Origin of the sequence: Paraburkholderia bannensis NBRC 103871, assembly GCF_000685015.1 — a bacterium.
GTDB lineage: Bacteria > Pseudomonadota > Gammaproteobacteria > Burkholderiales > Burkholderiaceae > Paraburkholderia > Paraburkholderia bannensis.
In genome coordinates this window covers 426,741-440,197 of sequence record NZ_BAYA01000005.1, presented here as the reverse complement: position 1 = coordinate 440,197, position 13,457 = coordinate 426,741, and the positions used below count along the sequence as shown (strand labels likewise).

The following is a 13,457-nucleotide window of genomic DNA, read 5'->3' as shown; positions in this document are numbered from 1 at the left end:
CAATCGCCGGGGCAATGCATCGGCAGTCGCCCCGGCAACCTGAGCAATCTGTAGCGCGAATCACGGCGCGCGAGCGCGCGCTGTCCTTACCTAGCGACCTCCATGCAGACCCCGGAGAGATCATGCCTGACGTTCTGAGCACCGTCGCCCACGCGCCGGTCGACGCGCCGCCGAAGCGGCGCAACTGGCGCAACGCGCGGCTGCTTGCGCCCGCGTTAATACTCCTCACGATCTTTTTTGTGCTGCCGGTGCTGTCGCTGCTGCTGCGCAGCGTGATGGAGCCCACGCCCGGCCTGCACAACTACGCGCAGCTGCTCGGGTCGAGCACCTATCTGCGCGTGTTCGGCAATACGTTCCTGGTGGCGGGCGTCGTGACCGTGGTGACGGTGGCGATCGGCTTTCCGACCGCCTGGCTGCTGGCCATCGCGCCGCGCTGGCTGAGCACCACGCTGTTCTCGATCCTGCTGCTGTCGATGTGGACGAACCTGCTCGCGCGCACCTTCGCGTGGATGGTGCTGCTCCAGCAGACCGGCCCGATCAATCGTCTCTTGATGGCGCTCGGCATCATCGACCAGCCGCTCACGCTCGTGAACAACCTGATCGGCGTGACGGTGGGCATGACGTACATCATGCTGCCGTTTCTCGTCATGCCGCTGCACGCGACGCTGCGCGGCATCGATCCCGCCACGCTGCGCGCCGCCGCCGTGTGCGGTGCGAGCCGCTGGCAGGCGTTCTGGCGCATTCTCGTGCCGCTCGCCATGCCGGGGATTGCCTCGGGGGCGCTGATGGTGTTCGTGATGGCGCTCGGCTATTTCGTGACGCCCGCGCTGCTCGGCGGCCCGTCGTACATGATGCTCGCCGAGCTGATCGCCCAGCTCGTACAGGAACTGCTGAACTGGGGCCTCGCTGGTGCCGCAGCGTTCGTGCTGCTGGCGGTGACGCTCGGTCTCTATGCGCTGCAACTGCGCTTCACCGGCGGCGCGCGCCAGGTTCCCGGAGGACGCTGATATGTTGCTCGACTTCGACCGTCTTGGCGCGGTACGCGCGCTGCTCGTCGCCATCGGCGCAGTGGTGGCGTTGTTCCTGCTGCTGCCGATCCTCTTTATCGTCGCGCTGTCGTTCGGCGACTCGCAGTGGCTCGCGTTTCCCGCGCCGGGCTGGACGCTGGAGTGGTATCGCCAGCTCTTCACCGACGCGGGCTGGCTCGACTCGCTCATGACCAGCATGAAGCTGGCCGTGATCGTGACCGTGCTGTCCGTCGCGCTGGGCTTTCTCGCATCGCTTGCGCTCGTGCGCGGCAAGTTTCGCGGCCGCGCGGCCGTGCAGGCCTTCTTCCTCACGCCGATGGTGCTGCCCGTGGTCGTGCTGGCGGTCGCGCTGTACGCGTTCTTTCTGCGCATCGGCCTGGCCGGCACGATGACGGGCTTCGTGATCGGCCACCTCATCATCGCGTTGCCGTTCTCGATCATCGCCATCAGCAATTCGCTGGCGGGTTTCGATACGGCGCTGGAAGACGCCGCGCTGATCTGCGGTGCGTCGCCGCTCGCCGTGAAGTGGCGCGTGACGCTGCCCGCGATCCGGCTGGGGCTGGCGGCCGCCGCGATCTTCTCGTTCCTCGCCTCGTGGGACGAGGTGGTGGTGTCGATCTTCATGGCGAGCCCCACGCTCCAGACGCTGCCCGTGCGCATCTGGGCGACGCTGCGCCAGGACCTCACGCCCGTGGTGGCGGCGGCGTCCTCGCTGCTGGTGGCGCTCACCACCGTGCTGATGCTGGCAAGCGCCTTGCTGCGCCGCGCCCGCCAGGCGATCCAGTAAATTGACCCGGAGACGTAAGCCATGACTGCCGCATTCCTGCAAATCCAGCGCCTGCGCAAGACCTACGACGACGTGGTCGCCATCGACAGCGTGTCCCTCGACGTGCGCAAGGGCGAGTTCATGACCTTCCTCGGGCCGTCCGGCTCGGGCAAGAGCACGACGCTGTATATCGTCGCGGGCTTCCAGGAGCCGACCGAAGGGCGCGTGCTGCTCGACGGCAAGCCGCTGCTGTCGGTCGCGCCGAACAAGCGCAACATCGGCATGGTGTTCCAGCGCTACACGCTGTTTCCGCATTTGACGGTGGGCGAGAACGTCGCGTTTCCGCTGCGCGTGCGCCGTCGTCCGGAATCCGAAGTAAAAGCGAAAGTCGAGAAGATGCTGGCGCTCGTGCACCTTTCCGAATGCCGCGACCGCATGCCCGCGCAACTGTCGGGCGGCCAGCAGCAGCGCGTGGCGATCGCACGCGCGCTCGCCTACGATCCGCCGGTACTGCTGATGGACGAGCCGCTGTCCGCGCTCGATAAAAAACTGCGCGAGGAAATCCAGCTCGAACTGCGCCGCATCCACCAGGAAACGGGCGTGACGATCCTCTACGTGACGCACGACCAGGAAGAAGCGCTGCGTTTGTCGGATCGCATCGCCGTGTTCAACAAAGGGCGCATCGAGCAGGTCGGCACGGGCGAGGAACTCTACGCGAATCCGGCGTCGCGCTTTGTCGCGGGCTTCATCGGCAACTCGAATTTCCTGCCGGTGCGTGTGACCGCAAGCCGCGATGGTCTTGCCAATGGCGTGTTCCCCAACGGCCACGCGCTGGCGTGCGGCAATTTCAATCCGGCGCTCGCGGCGGGCGACGACGGCACGCTGATGATCCGCCCCGAGCAGATGCGCCTCACCGCGCCGCGTGACGGCACGGCGGCGGGCCTGCCCGTGACGGTGCGCGACATCACCTATCTGGGTGACGCGATGCATTACGCCGTGGCGACGCCCTGGGCGCAGGAAATCTCGATCCGCCTGCCTGCCGCGCAACGTCACGACAGCGGCCTGTCGATTGGCGCGCAGGCGGTCGTCGAATGGGACGCACGCGATACGCGTCTGTTCGCGCACGCATGATGAGCGATCTGGGGCACAGGGAATCGCCGCGCGCCGCGCCCGCCACGCTGCGCGTGGAGCGGCCCGCGGCGACGCTGCGCGAACTGACCTTGCAGAAGATGCGCCAGGCGATTCTCGACGCGCATTTCGCGCCGGGCGAGCGCCTGGTCGAGCGCACGCTCTGCGAGGAACTGGGCGTGAGCCGGTCGGTGGTGCGCGAAGTGCTGCGTCACCTCGAAGCGGAAGGCATTGTCGATACGCTGCCCAACCAGGGGCCGATCGTTGCGCGGCTCGACGCGAGTACGGCCGCGCAGATCTATGAGATCCGCGCGCTGGTGGAAGGCGACGCGGCGATGGCCTGCGCGCTGCGCGGCGACGCCGCGACGGTGGAGCGCCTGGCCGCCTGCGTGACACGAATCGAAGGGGCTTTCGCGGCGCACGATCACGCGGCCGTGCGCGAAATCACGGCGCAGTTCTACGAGCAGATGTTTGGCAGCGGCGCGAAGTCGGTGGCGTGGGAAATCGTGCAGAGCCTGAATGCGCGCATCACGCGTTTGCGTGCGCTGACGATTGCCTCCGACGATCGTGGACGTCAGGCCGTGGCGGAGATGAACGAGATCGTCGCGGCGATCCGTGCGCGCGATGGCGAGCGCGCGAGAGAAGCGGCGACGGCGCATGTGCTGCGCGTCGCCGAGATTGCGGCTTCGTTGCTGCCCGCTTGAGGTTTTCGCAAGCGGGCAGCAGTCTCGATTGCTTCGATTGCTTCGATTACTTCGATTACTTCGATTACTTCGATTACTTCGCGACCGGCATCGTGAATTCCGCACCCTTTTCGGTGCTTTCCGGCCAGCGCTGCATGATCGACTTCTGCTTCGTGTAGAAGCGCACGCCTTCTTCGCCATAGGCGTGCATGTCGCCGAACAGGCTGCGCTTCCAGCCGCCAAAGCCGTGCCATGCCATCGGCACCGGAATCGGCACGTTGATGCCCACCATGCCCACTTCGATCTGGCGGCCGAACTCGCGCGCCACGTTGCCGTCACGCGTGAAGCAGGCCACGCCGTTGCCGAACTCGTGATCGTTGATCAGTTGCACGGCTTGCGCGAAATCGTCCACGCGCACGCAGGCCAGCACCGGGCCGAAAATCTCTTCCTTGTAGATGCGCATGTCCGGCGTGACGTTGTCGAACAGCGTGCCGCCCGTGAAGAAGCCTTCCTCGTGGCCCGGCACCTTCAGGCCGCGTCCGTCGACCACCAGCGTCGCGCCTTCTTCGACGCCGCTCGCGATATAGCCTTCGATGCGCTCCAGCGCCTGGCGCGTGACGATCGGGCCCATTTCGGCGTCGGCTTCCATGCCGTTCTTGACGATCAGCGTCTTCGCGCGCTCGGCCAGACGCGGCACGATCTTGTCGGCGACGTCGCCCACCAGCACGGCGACCGAGATCGCCATGCAGCGCTCGCCCGCCGAACCGTAACCCGCGCCGATCAGCGCATCGACGGTCTGCTCGATGTCCGCATCGGGCATCACGACCATGTGGTTCTTCGCGCCGCCCAGCGCCTGCACGCGCTTGCCGTGCTTCGCGCCGGTTTCGTAGATGTAGTTGGCGATCGGCGTGGAGCCGACGAAGCTCACGGCCTTCACGTCGCGGTGCGCGAGCAGCGCATCGACCACGATCTTGTCGCCCTGCACGACGTTGAACACGCCATCGGGCAGGCCGGCTTCCTTGAGCAGACGCGCCATGAACAGCGACGCCGACGGATCGCGCTCGCTCGGCTTGAGGATGAACGTGCAGCCAGCGGCCAGCGCGACCGGGAACATCCAGCACGGCACCATGCAGGGGAAGTTGAACGGCGTGATGCCAGCCACGACGCCCAGCGGCTGGCGCACCGTCCAGTTGTCCATGCCGGTCGAGACCTGCTCCGTGTAGTCGCCCTTGAGCAACTGCGGAATGCCGCAGGCGAATTCGATCACGTCGATGCCGCGCGCGACCTCGCCCTGGGCATCGGCGAAGACCTTGCCGTGCTCGGCGGTGATGATCGCGGCCAGTTCGTCCTTGTGGCGGTTCATCAGTTCGAGAAAGCGCAGCATGACGCGCGCGCGGCGGATCGGCGGCGTGTCGCGCCAGGCCGGGAACGCGGCTTTCGCGCTCGCCACGGCGGCGTCGACGTCCGCGACTTCGCCCAGCACCAGACGGCGCGCGGCGGCGCCCGTGGCCGGGTTGAAGATCGCCTGGGTGCGGTCGCCCGCGCCGCGCTCGGTCTTGCCGCCGATGAAGTGGACTACGTCTGCGCTATCGGTAAAGGCCTGCATGTCATCTCCTCGCCAGTGGGTCAATTCGCCTGAATCAGGGTGATTCATTGGATGACGGCCAGTGTACGAAGCCGGCGCGGCCCTGCAAAGACACGGCGGCTGAATTGATTGTTTTCAGCAGTGAACAATCACCCGTGGAAACCCTGAAAGATGACGAGATGGGGTGCTATCATCGGCGCAGGTCAAGGACGGTGGAACCCGCTATGGATACGCAGAAAGCCGAGTCGCTCTGGATTCACCTGCACTGGCTCAACGTGCTCGCCAGCCAGGGCAGCTACACGGCGGCGGCTGCGCGGTTGGGCGTGAGCAAGGCGGCGATGAGCCAGCGCATCGCGGAACTGGAGCGCGTGGCGGGCGTGGCGCTCGTGCAGCGCACGACGCGCAGCGTGCGCTTCACGGAGGCCGGGCAGCGGCTCGTCGAGGAAACGCGCGGCGAATTCGAGCGCATCGCGGCCAGCTTCGCGGGCGTGCGCGACATGGCCGATGTGGCGCGCGGCACGGTGCGCGTGACCGCGCCCGTGGCGTTCGCGCGCCAGCAACTGGTGCCGCATCTGGCCCAGTTTTCGCGCGCCCATCCCGAAGTGCGTGTGCAACTGGAAATGTCGGATCGCCTGACGTCCATTGCGAGCGAGGGTTTCGACCTGGCGATCCGTCATAGCGCCCAGGTGCCCGAAACGCATGTGGCGTGGAAGCTCTGCGATACGCGTTCGGTGATCGTCGCGACGCGTACGTACCTGAAGCAGCGCGGCACGCCGCAAACGCCCGCCGATCTCGCCCAGCATGATTGCCTGTTTTATCCGCGCGCGTTGGGATCGGGCGCGTGGTCGTTCGAGAAAAGCGGGCGGCGCGCGGAGAACACGCGCGTGAACGTGACGGTGAACGGGCCGTTCTCGGCCAACAACAGCGAAGCGCTGCGCGACGCCGCGCTCGAACATCTGGGCATCGCGCTGCTGCCCGACTTCAGCGCGCAGGCGGCCTTGCAGGCGGGCAAGCTCGTGCTGGTGCTGCCCAACTGGCGACCCGTGGGCGCATTCGCATCGCAACTGCATGTGGTGCGCCCGTACGGCGCGCAGGTGCCGCGCGCGGTGTCGAGTTTCGCGGAGTTCCTGCGGCAGGCGTTCAAGCAGGGTTTTCCGCTGGAATAAGCGGCTTATTCGCGAGGCCGCTCGACCACGAAATGCATCACGTCCGTGCGGCCCTCGTCGAAGGCTGCCTCGCAGTACGTGAAATAGAGCCGCCAGATGCGGATGAACGCATCGTCGAAACCGAGCGCGCGCACCGCATCGAGCCTCGATTCGAAGGCCGCGCGCCACAGGCGCAAGGTCTGCGCGTAGTCGCGGCCAAACGATAAGGTTGCGCGCGCATCGAGTCCGGCACGTTGCGCCGCCGCCCCGAACTGCGCAGGACTCGGCAGCATGCCACCAGGAAAGATCGTCTCGCGGATAAAATCGCTGGACGCGCGATAGTGCTCGAACAGCGCGTCGGCAATCGTGATCGACTGGATCAGCGCGCGGGCGCCCGGCTTCAGGCAGCGCTTGAGCGTGTCGAAATAACCCGGCCAGAATGCTTCGCCCACGGCTTCGAACATTTCGATCGAGACGATCGCGTCGTACTGGCCCACGGCGTCGCGGTAGTCGCATAGCTCGACGCTGACGCGCGCGCCTTGTGCCGCGGCCATCACGCGTTCGACGGCCAATGCGTACTGCGCCTGGGAAATCGTCAGCGCGCGCACGCGTATGCCCTGACGCGCGGCATGCAGGGCAAAACCGCCCCAGCCGCAGCCGATTTCCAGCACTTCCATGCCGGGTTGCAGCCCAAGCGTGTCGATGACGCGTTGATACTTCGCGGCCTGCGCGTCGGCGAGCGGACGTTGGCTATCGCCGTCGAAACAGGCGCTCGAATACGTCCACGTGCGGTCGAGCCAGAGCGCGTAAAACTCGTTGCCCAGGTCGTAGTGCGCATGGATGTTCTGGCGGCTGCCTTCGCGCGTATTGCGGCGCAAGCGGTGCCGCAGCCCGAACCACAGCCGCGCGAACGGGCCGCCGTGCACCGTCGTGGCCACCGCGGCTTCGTTGCGGATCGCGAGCCGCAGCAGCGCGACCAGATCGGGCGAGTCGACCCATTGCTCGCGCAGCGCCTGCGCAAAGCCGATATCGCCCGCATGAAGGATCGCGCCACACGCGCGCCAGTCGTGCAGATGGAGCGTCGCGCCGGGGCCGTCGCGCAGGTCGCCGAATACATAGCAGCTGCCGTCGGGCGTCGTGAGCGTGAGGTGTCCGTGACGGATGCGGCGCAGCAGCCCGAGAAAGACGCGCGAGGACACGCTCGACGCGAGAGGAATCGGCCGGCTGGAAATGCCGGGCAGGCGCAACAGACGCGAAAGGGTCATGGACGGGCCTCGTGTTGGGGATGCGGCGCGCGCGCGCCGGGCGTCTTGCCGAGGAAGGGCACGCGCTTGAGCCAGAGCCGCAGCGCCTGCCAGTGAATGCGAAGCAGCACGCCGATGGCGTTGCCGGGCGAGCGCGCCAGCGCGGCGAATGCGCGCGAAGCGGAGAGCGGCGCGGCATGCATGGCGAGCGCGGTGCGCAACAACAATCCTTCGGCATCCTGATAGTTGATGCGCACGGCCAGCGTATCGTCGCGCTGGATTACGCGAAACGCGTAGTCGCCCTCGACACGGCAAAACGGCGATACGTGCAGCACCTTGCGGCAGACCAGCGTCGTGTGTGCATCGATTGGCGCGTGGCCCGACGCGCTCAGCAGGTAGCCGTGATGTGCGCCGAACGTGTTGCGCACATCGGCGTAAAGCGCGCGCAGGTTGCCCGCGCGGTCGTGGCAATACCAGAAGCTCACCGGATTGAACGCGTGGCCGAACAGGCGCGGCACGGTTTGCAGCCAGATCGGGCCATCGACGGGAATGGCGGCTTCGGCCAGGCGCGCGCGCATCCACGGCGCGAGCGCGCTGCCGTCGCGCGGGCCGTAGTCGCGCGTCGCGAGTGCGAACACGCGCCAGCGGTCGATGCCGAACCACCACGACGCCAGCGCGTCTAGCCGGTCGAGATCGCAACAGACCTGGAACAGCGGATACGCGAATGCGTGGCGCACGGGCCGCAGGCGCTCATGAACCACACGGCCCGTGAGCAGCAGGCCCGCGTGCGCGGTGTCGAGCGCGTTCATGGCGCGGCCCACGCGGGCATGACGCCGAAGTCGCGCGCGACGCGCAGCGCCGATTTCAGGCCGTCCTCGTGAAAGCCATAGCCCGTCCACGCGCCCGCGAACCACGTGCGGCGGCGGCCCTGCAAGTCGGGCAGGCGCTGCTGCGCATCGATGGCGGCAAGGTCGAGCAAGGGATGCTCGTAGACGTAGCGCCCGAGCAGCGTCTGCGGCGCGGGGGGCTCCACGGCGTTGAGCGTGACGACGACGGGCGTGCGAAACGGCAGCGGCTGCAACTGGTTGATGAGGTAGCTCACGCACACGGGCTGCTGGCCTCCGTGCGCGAACGCGCCCCGGCTCAGGTAGTTCCACGCCGACCAGACGCGGCGGCGGCGCGGCAGCAGCGCGGCATCGGTATGCAGCAGGGCGACGTTGCGCTGGTAGCGCACCGCACCCAGTACCGCTCGCTCCTGTGCGTCGGCATCGGCGAGCAGGGCGAGGCTCGTGGGCGCGTGGCTGGCGAGCACCACAGCGTCGAAACGTTCGGCCCCGCCCGTATCGGTGACGACGGTGACGCCTGACGCGTCGGCGGCTTCGTCGCGGCGGATCGCGCGCACGGCTGTCTTCAGCCGCACATCGTCGAGCGCTGCAACCAGACGTCCCACATACTCGCGCGACCCGCCCGCAACGGTCTTCCAGGGCGGCCGCTGGTTCACCTGCAACAACGCGTGATTGATGCAGAAGCGCAGGAAAGTGGCGGCGGGAAAGCGCAGGACGTCGTCGGCGGCGCTCGACCAGATGGCGGCGGCCATCGGCAACAGGTAATGGCGCTGGAACGGCGCGCCGTAGCCGCCCGCCGTCAGCAGCTCGCCGACGGACAGGCGCTCGCGGCGCGCGGTCTCGTAGTTCTGTGTAGCGCTGGCGTTAAAGCGCAGGATGTCGCGCAACATGCCGATAAAGCTCGGCGAAACGAGGTTGCGGCGCTGGGCGAACACCGTGTTCAGGCTCGTGCCCGCCCATTCGAGCGCGCCCCTGTCCACCGATACCGAGAACGACATGTCGCTGCGATGCGTGGCCACGCCCAGTTCGTCGAACAGCGCGACGAGGTTCGGGTAAGTGCGGTCGTTGAACACCAGGAAGCCGGTATCGACGGGATGACGCTGGCCCTCCAGTTCGACGTCCACGGTATGCGCGTGGCCGCCGGGATAGTCGGCGGCTTCGAACAGCGTGACGCGGTGACGCCGCGCGAGCAGCCACGCGCTCGCGAGTCCGGCGATCCCCGCGCCGACTACGGCCACACGCTGGCCGGGCGGCAAGGCGGCGAGTTCTTGCGTGGCGGGCATGTCGAAAGCCTCCCTGATTGTTGCTCTGTCGTTTTTGTGATTCCCCGATGCAGGCATATACGTGCCGCTTCGCTACCCGGATGCAGGCGCCGTCGCGCCTGTCGCGCCTGTCACGTCCGCTTGCGCATCAGCACATGCGCGACGCCCCACTCCTGGCCGCGCGCATAGCCGAACAGCTCCGCGACGGCCATGTAGAACATGCGCCAGCGTTGCAGCGCGACGCGCGCGTCGCCGTTCGCGCCGAGCACGGGCAGCACCTGGTCGCGCGCGCCGTCGAGCGACGCAAGCCAGTGATTCGCGGTGCGCTCGTAGTGACGCCCGTCGAGCCACCATTGGCGCGTCACGCACAGGTCGTCCTGGAAGCGCAGCAGCAGGTTCGCCGAAGGCATCGTGCCGCCGGTAAAGAAGTGGCGCGTCATCCAGTCGCTGCCGTCGCGCGAGACGAAGGCATACGCGAGCTGCCGGTGCGCGAAGTGATGGACGAACAGCTGGCCGTCGTCGGCAAGCCAGCCCGCGATCTTCGCGAGCAGCAGGCCGTAGTGCTTCATGTGCTCGAACATCTCGATCGAGAGCACGCGGTCGAAGCGCGCCGTCTGCGCGGGGAAGTCGGAGCTCGCGACGTCGCCGGTGACGATGCGCAGATTGGTCAGGCCGCGCTCGGCGGCGCGTTGCAGGATGAAGGCGCGCTGGCCATGCGAATTCGACAGGCCGACGATCTGCGCGCGCGGGAAACGCTGCGCGAGCCACAGCGAGAGCGCGCCCCAGCCACAGCCCAGGTCGAGGATGCGCTGGCCGTCCTCCACGCCCGCGCGCAGGGCGTAGAGCGCGAGCATGGCGTCCTGGGCCTCGTCGAGCGTCTCGTCGCCGCGCGGGTAGTAGCCGCACGAGTACTTCAGGTGCGCGCCCAGATGGGCCGCGAAGAAGGCGGCGGGCACTTCGTAGTGCTGGGCGTTGGCGTCCTGGGTGTGCAGCGCGATGGGACTGGCGCGCAACGTGGCGACGAGGGCTTCGAGGTTGCTCGCGCTGCGTTCGGCGTCGTCGGCGTGCTCGTCGGCCAGGCGCTGGCGGATCAGCGTGCGCATGCCCGCGCGGATCAGCCAGTCGGGCAGCCAGCCGCGTTCGCAGCAACGGATCGGCCAGCTTTCCGGGCTGGGCGCAGTGGGCGCGCTGTGCTCCGGCCGGGTCGTCGTTGTCGTTGTCATGGGTGAGGTCTCCTCTCGCTTTGATCGCGGAGTTCGTTGTGGTGTGCGTTGCGATGTTCGCTTTGATGTTCGCTTCGATAGTCGTGGTGCCCGGCGGGGCGCGGCGGCCACGGAATGAACGCGCTCGTCGTGCGCATGTACTCGCGATACCCCACGCGGCTTTGCACGAGGCGCGCTTCGAGCATCGGCACGCCCGAGACCTTGAGCAGCAGCCACGCCATCGCGCACGGCGGCGCGAGCGTGGCCCAGCCCCATGGCAGCGCGATCGACCAGAGCGTGTAGGCGCACCAGTGCAGCGATTCGAAGAAGTAGTTCGGGTGCCGCGAATAGCGCCACCAGCCGCTCGTGCAGACGCGTCCCCGGTTGGCCGGGTCGGCGATGTGGCGGCGCAGCTGACGGTCGGCGGTGGATTCGCCCATCACGGCGGCGAAGCCGGTCACGAGGGCGGCGACCACGAGCGGAATCGGCGGCCTGGCCGCGCTCCACGCGGGCACGAAGAAGGCGATCGACAGCACCATCGACGCGACCGCCTGAACCAGGTAGAAGCCCAGCATGCGCGGTGCGGCGGCGGCGCCCCACGACGCGCGCAGGGCGGCGTAGCGCGGGTCTTCCGGCTGGCCGTGATTGCGTCGCCAGAGATGGAGCGCGAGCCGGGCGCCCCAGGCGCCGCCGCCGAGCGCCACGGCGATGCGGTTGATGCCCGCGCCGGGCCCGACCAGCGCCGCGAACACGGCGACGAGGCCGAGCGTCGCCGCCCAGAGCGGATCGATCATCCCCGCGTTGCGCGTGCGCAGCTGCACGAGCCAGGCGATGAAGAAGGCGACGACGAGCGCGGCGAAGGCCAGGGCGAACGCGGCGGCGAAGGGCATGCGGACTCCGTCAGGAGGTCGATGCCGGAAATACGGACGAGAAGGGCAAACGGATGCAGAAGGTACGCAGAATGTACGCAACGAGGCGTTGCTACACGTGCGAAGTGGGTACTAACTTATTCGTGAGGCCGCGTCATGCCTCACACTGCGCCCTTCATCGGCCCGGTCGCGACAACCGGCCCGGTCGGCTGTCCGGTCGGCGAACCGCCCGGCGGTTCGATCGAGACGGCCAGCACCGCGCGTGCGCTCACGCGGGCGGCAACATCGGCGGTCAGCGTCAGCGTGGCGGGTGCATCGGCGGGGAACACGCCTAGCGGCACCGGCTTTTCGCCGGGCGGGATCAGCCAGAGTTCGGTGGCGCGACCGGCCTCGATGGTCGGCTTGACGGCGGGCACGACCACGATGTCCCGGCGGCGCTGATCGAAGGTCGCCGTCCAGTGCGCAACGCCGTCCGGGCGGGCGAGGGTCGCGACCATGTAGGGGTTCGCGCTTGCCACGACGGTCGTACCCGTCGGCCTTTGCATCCAGACGAGATTGACGGCGGCCAGCGCCAGCGCGGCCACGCTCGCGCCAATCCCGACAAAGCGCCACAGGCGCAGATCGTTCCACCAGCCGGAAGCCGCTGCCGACGCTGCCCGGGCTCCCGCCGCGCCAGGCTGGCGCGCGGGCAGGAAGCCCAGGTCGCGCTCGATGCGCGTCCACACGCGGGCGGGCGCGGCGATGGGCGCGAGATCCTCGGCGAGCGGCGCGAAGCGCTGTTCCCAGCGCGCGAGCGTGGCGGCGAGATCGGCGTCGGCGCGCGCGGCCTGCTCCAGCGCGAGGCGCGCGGCGGCGTCGAGCACGCCCAGCGCGTACTCGGCGCAGTGCAGTTCGGGGTCGTGGTCGGCGGGCGTGCTCATCGTTCCAGACAGGTCTTGAGTTGCATCAGGCTGCGCCGGATCCAGCTTTTCAGCGTACCGAGCGGCACGCTCAGTTGCGCGGCCAGCTCGCTATAGGTCGCCCCGCTGAAGAACGCCTCGCGCACCGCGCGGTGCTGCTGCGGCGCAAGTTGTTCGAGGCATTGTTCGAGGCGGCGGCGTTCCTCGCTCGCTTCGGCGAGGGCGGCGGGGGTGGGGTGATCGTCGGCGAGTTCAAGCTCGCTGTCTTCCTCCAGCGGCGCTTCGTGGTGCTGGCGCAGGCGGTCGATGGTGCGGTTGCGCGCCAGCGTGACGAGCCAGGTCATCGCGCCGCCGCGCGCCGGGTCGAACAGGCCGGCGCGGCGCCATGCGGTCGTGAAGACGTCCTGGAGCAGGTCTTCGGCCTCGGCGCGGTCGTGAACCATGCGCACGATCGTGGCGAACACGCGTGCGGAAGCCAGCCGGTAAAGCTCGGCGAACGCTGCCTGGTCGCCCTGGCCCACCTGGGTGAGCAACTGGTTCAGGTGCGCGCGCCGTGCGGCCTCGCGCGCCGGATCGGGTGCGGACGGGTCGATGCTTTCGGGACTGCCAGCCGTGTCGGTCATGCGCATGAGGGGGCGTGCTGCGCCCGCGCTGAAAGGACGTAAGGGACGGAAGGAACCGACGCAATATAGCATCGCCCGCGCCAGGCGACGCGGCGGCTGGCACAGCGGCGACTTCAGCGGCAGGTTCAGCGGCAAGTCCATCAGCGGCGGGTTCAGCGGATTCATGGCCGGCGGCGCG

Annotated in this window: 13 protein-coding genes; 5 read left to right on the top strand and 8 right to left on the bottom strand. The window is 68.1% G+C overall.

The features are described from left to right. Positions 1-122: 122 nt before the first annotated feature. From BBA01S_RS10775 to BBA01S_RS10760, 4 genes are read left to right on the top strand one after another with little or no spacing between them, the layout of a single operon-like run. Complete coding sequence (locus BBA01S_RS10775) at positions 123-1,007, top strand: ABC transporter permease (protein WP_027816440.1); 885 nt, start codon at positions 123-125, stop codon at positions 1,005-1,007. A 1-nt stretch (position 1,008) separates the two neighbouring features. Further along, positions 1,009-1,815 (top strand): ABC transporter permease, encoded by an 807-nt coding sequence (locus tag BBA01S_RS10770; protein ID WP_027816439.1) that lies wholly within the window; start codon positions 1,009-1,011, stop codon positions 1,813-1,815. Positions 1,816-1,836: 21 nt separating this feature from the next. After that, positions 1,837-2,925: an ABC transporter ATP-binding protein gene (locus BBA01S_RS10765; protein WP_027816438.1), complete on the top strand. Its 1,089-nt coding sequence runs from the start codon at positions 1,837-1,839 to the stop codon at positions 2,923-2,925. Beyond that, positions 2,922-3,626, top strand: coding sequence for a GntR family transcriptional regulator (locus BBA01S_RS10760; protein WP_245641466.1), 705 nt, complete (start codon positions 2,922-2,924; stop codon positions 3,624-3,626). The genes BBA01S_RS10765 and BBA01S_RS10760 overlap by 4 nt, the downstream gene beginning before the upstream one ends. A gap of 73 nt (positions 3,627-3,699) precedes the next feature. Here BBA01S_RS10760 and BBA01S_RS10755 read toward each other — a convergent pair whose 3' ends face one another. Continuing rightward, positions 3,700-5,211 carry a CoA-acylating methylmalonate-semialdehyde dehydrogenase gene (locus BBA01S_RS10755; RefSeq protein ID WP_027816436.1) on the bottom strand — a complete coding sequence of 504 codons (1,512 nt, stop codon included), beginning with the start codon at positions 5,209-5,211 and terminating at the stop codon, positions 3,700-3,702. A gap of 203 nt (positions 5,212-5,414) precedes the next feature. On the opposite strand from BBA01S_RS10755, the gene BBA01S_RS10750 reads away from it, so the two are divergent. Continuing rightward, a complete protein-coding gene (locus BBA01S_RS10750) occupies positions 5,415-6,356 on the top strand; it encodes a LysR family transcriptional regulator (RefSeq protein ID WP_027816435.1) in 942 nt (313 codons plus the stop codon). Between the two features lie 5 nt (positions 6,357-6,361). Here the strand turns inward: BBA01S_RS10750 and BBA01S_RS10745 are convergent, their stop codons facing one another. The 7 genes from BBA01S_RS10745 to BBA01S_RS10715 all read right to left on the bottom strand — a co-directional run bounded on the left by BBA01S_RS10745 (position 6,362) and on the right by BBA01S_RS10715 (position 13,279). After that, positions 6,362-7,600 carry an SAM-dependent methyltransferase gene (locus BBA01S_RS10745; protein ID WP_027816434.1) on the bottom strand — a complete coding sequence of 413 codons (1,239 nt, stop codon included), beginning with the start codon at positions 7,598-7,600 and terminating at the stop codon, positions 6,362-6,364. Next, positions 7,597-8,388, bottom strand: a complete 792-nt coding sequence (locus BBA01S_RS40860; protein WP_042296793.1) for a DUF1365 domain-containing protein — start codon at positions 8,386-8,388, stop codon at positions 7,597-7,599. Before BBA01S_RS40860 ends, BBA01S_RS10745 begins: the two co-directional genes overlap by 4 nt. Continuing rightward, entirely contained in the window at positions 8,385-9,707 is a 1,323-nt protein-coding gene (locus tag BBA01S_RS10735; RefSeq protein WP_042296695.1) for an NAD(P)/FAD-dependent oxidoreductase, read from the bottom strand. Before BBA01S_RS10735 ends, BBA01S_RS40860 begins: the two co-directional genes overlap by 4 nt. Positions 9,708-9,817: 110 nt before the next feature. Continuing rightward, the gene (locus tag BBA01S_RS10730) at positions 9,818-10,909 is read right to left on the bottom strand and encodes an SAM-dependent methyltransferase (protein WP_027816432.1); all 1,092 of its coding nucleotides are present in this window, start codon (positions 10,907-10,909) and stop codon (positions 9,818-9,820) included. Next, positions 10,906-11,778, bottom strand: a complete 873-nt coding sequence (locus BBA01S_RS40855) for a DUF1295 domain-containing protein (protein WP_042296693.1) — start codon at positions 11,776-11,778, stop codon at positions 10,906-10,908. The genes BBA01S_RS10730 and BBA01S_RS40855 overlap by 4 nt, the downstream gene beginning before the upstream one ends. A gap of 140 nt (positions 11,779-11,918) precedes the next feature. Next, positions 11,919-12,677: an anti-sigma factor gene (locus BBA01S_RS10720; RefSeq protein ID WP_027816431.1), complete on the bottom strand. Its 759-nt coding sequence runs from the start codon at positions 12,675-12,677 to the stop codon at positions 11,919-11,921. Next, positions 12,674-13,279, bottom strand: coding sequence for a sigma-70 family RNA polymerase sigma factor (locus BBA01S_RS10715; RefSeq protein WP_027816430.1), 606 nt, complete (start codon positions 13,277-13,279; stop codon positions 12,674-12,676). Before BBA01S_RS10715 ends, BBA01S_RS10720 begins: the two co-directional genes overlap by 4 nt. Positions 13,280-13,457 lie beyond the last annotated feature (178 nt).

What these genes read in the sequence shown, in the direction of transcription:
- BBA01S_RS10775 (WP_027816440.1), top strand. Translation starts at nt 123, where the DNA reads ATGCCTGACGTTCTGAGCACCGTCGCCCACGCGCCGGTCGACGCGCCG.
- BBA01S_RS10770 (WP_027816439.1), top strand. Translation starts at nt 1,009, where the DNA reads ATGTTGCTCGACTTCGACCGTCTTGGCGCGGTACGCGCGCTGCTCGTC.
- BBA01S_RS10765 (WP_027816438.1), top strand. Translation starts at nt 1,837, where the DNA reads ATGACTGCCGCATTCCTGCAAATCCAGCGCCTGCGCAAGACCTACGAC.
- BBA01S_RS10760 (WP_245641466.1), top strand. Translation starts at nt 2,922, where the DNA reads ATGATGAGCGATCTGGGGCACAGGGAATCGCCGCGCGCCGCGCCCGCC.
- BBA01S_RS10755 (WP_027816436.1), bottom strand. Translation starts at nt 5,211, where the DNA reads ATGCAGGCCTTTACCGATAGCGCAGACGTAGTCCACTTCATCGGCGGC.
- BBA01S_RS10750 (WP_027816435.1), top strand. Translation starts at nt 5,415, where the DNA reads ATGGATACGCAGAAAGCCGAGTCGCTCTGGATTCACCTGCACTGGCTC.
- BBA01S_RS10745 (WP_027816434.1), bottom strand. Translation starts at nt 7,600, where the DNA reads ATGACCCTTTCGCGTCTGTTGCGCCTGCCCGGCATTTCCAGCCGGCCG.
- BBA01S_RS40860 (WP_042296793.1), bottom strand. Translation starts at nt 8,388, where the DNA reads ATGAACGCGCTCGACACCGCGCACGCGGGCCTGCTGCTCACGGGCCGT.
- BBA01S_RS10735 (WP_042296695.1), bottom strand. Translation starts at nt 9,707, where the DNA reads ATGCCCGCCACGCAAGAACTCGCCGCCTTGCCGCCCGGCCAGCGTGTG.
- BBA01S_RS10730 (WP_027816432.1), bottom strand. Translation starts at nt 10,909, where the DNA reads ATGACAACGACAACGACGACCCGGCCGGAGCACAGCGCGCCCACTGCG.
- BBA01S_RS40855 (WP_042296693.1), bottom strand. Translation starts at nt 11,778, where the DNA reads ATGCCCTTCGCCGCCGCGTTCGCCCTGGCCTTCGCCGCGCTCGTCGTC.
- BBA01S_RS10720 (WP_027816431.1), bottom strand. Translation starts at nt 12,677, where the DNA reads ATGAGCACGCCCGCCGACCACGACCCCGAACTGCACTGCGCCGAGTAC.
- BBA01S_RS10715 (WP_027816430.1), bottom strand. Translation starts at nt 13,279, where the DNA reads ATGACCGACACGGCTGGCAGTCCCGAAAGCATCGACCCGTCCGCACCC.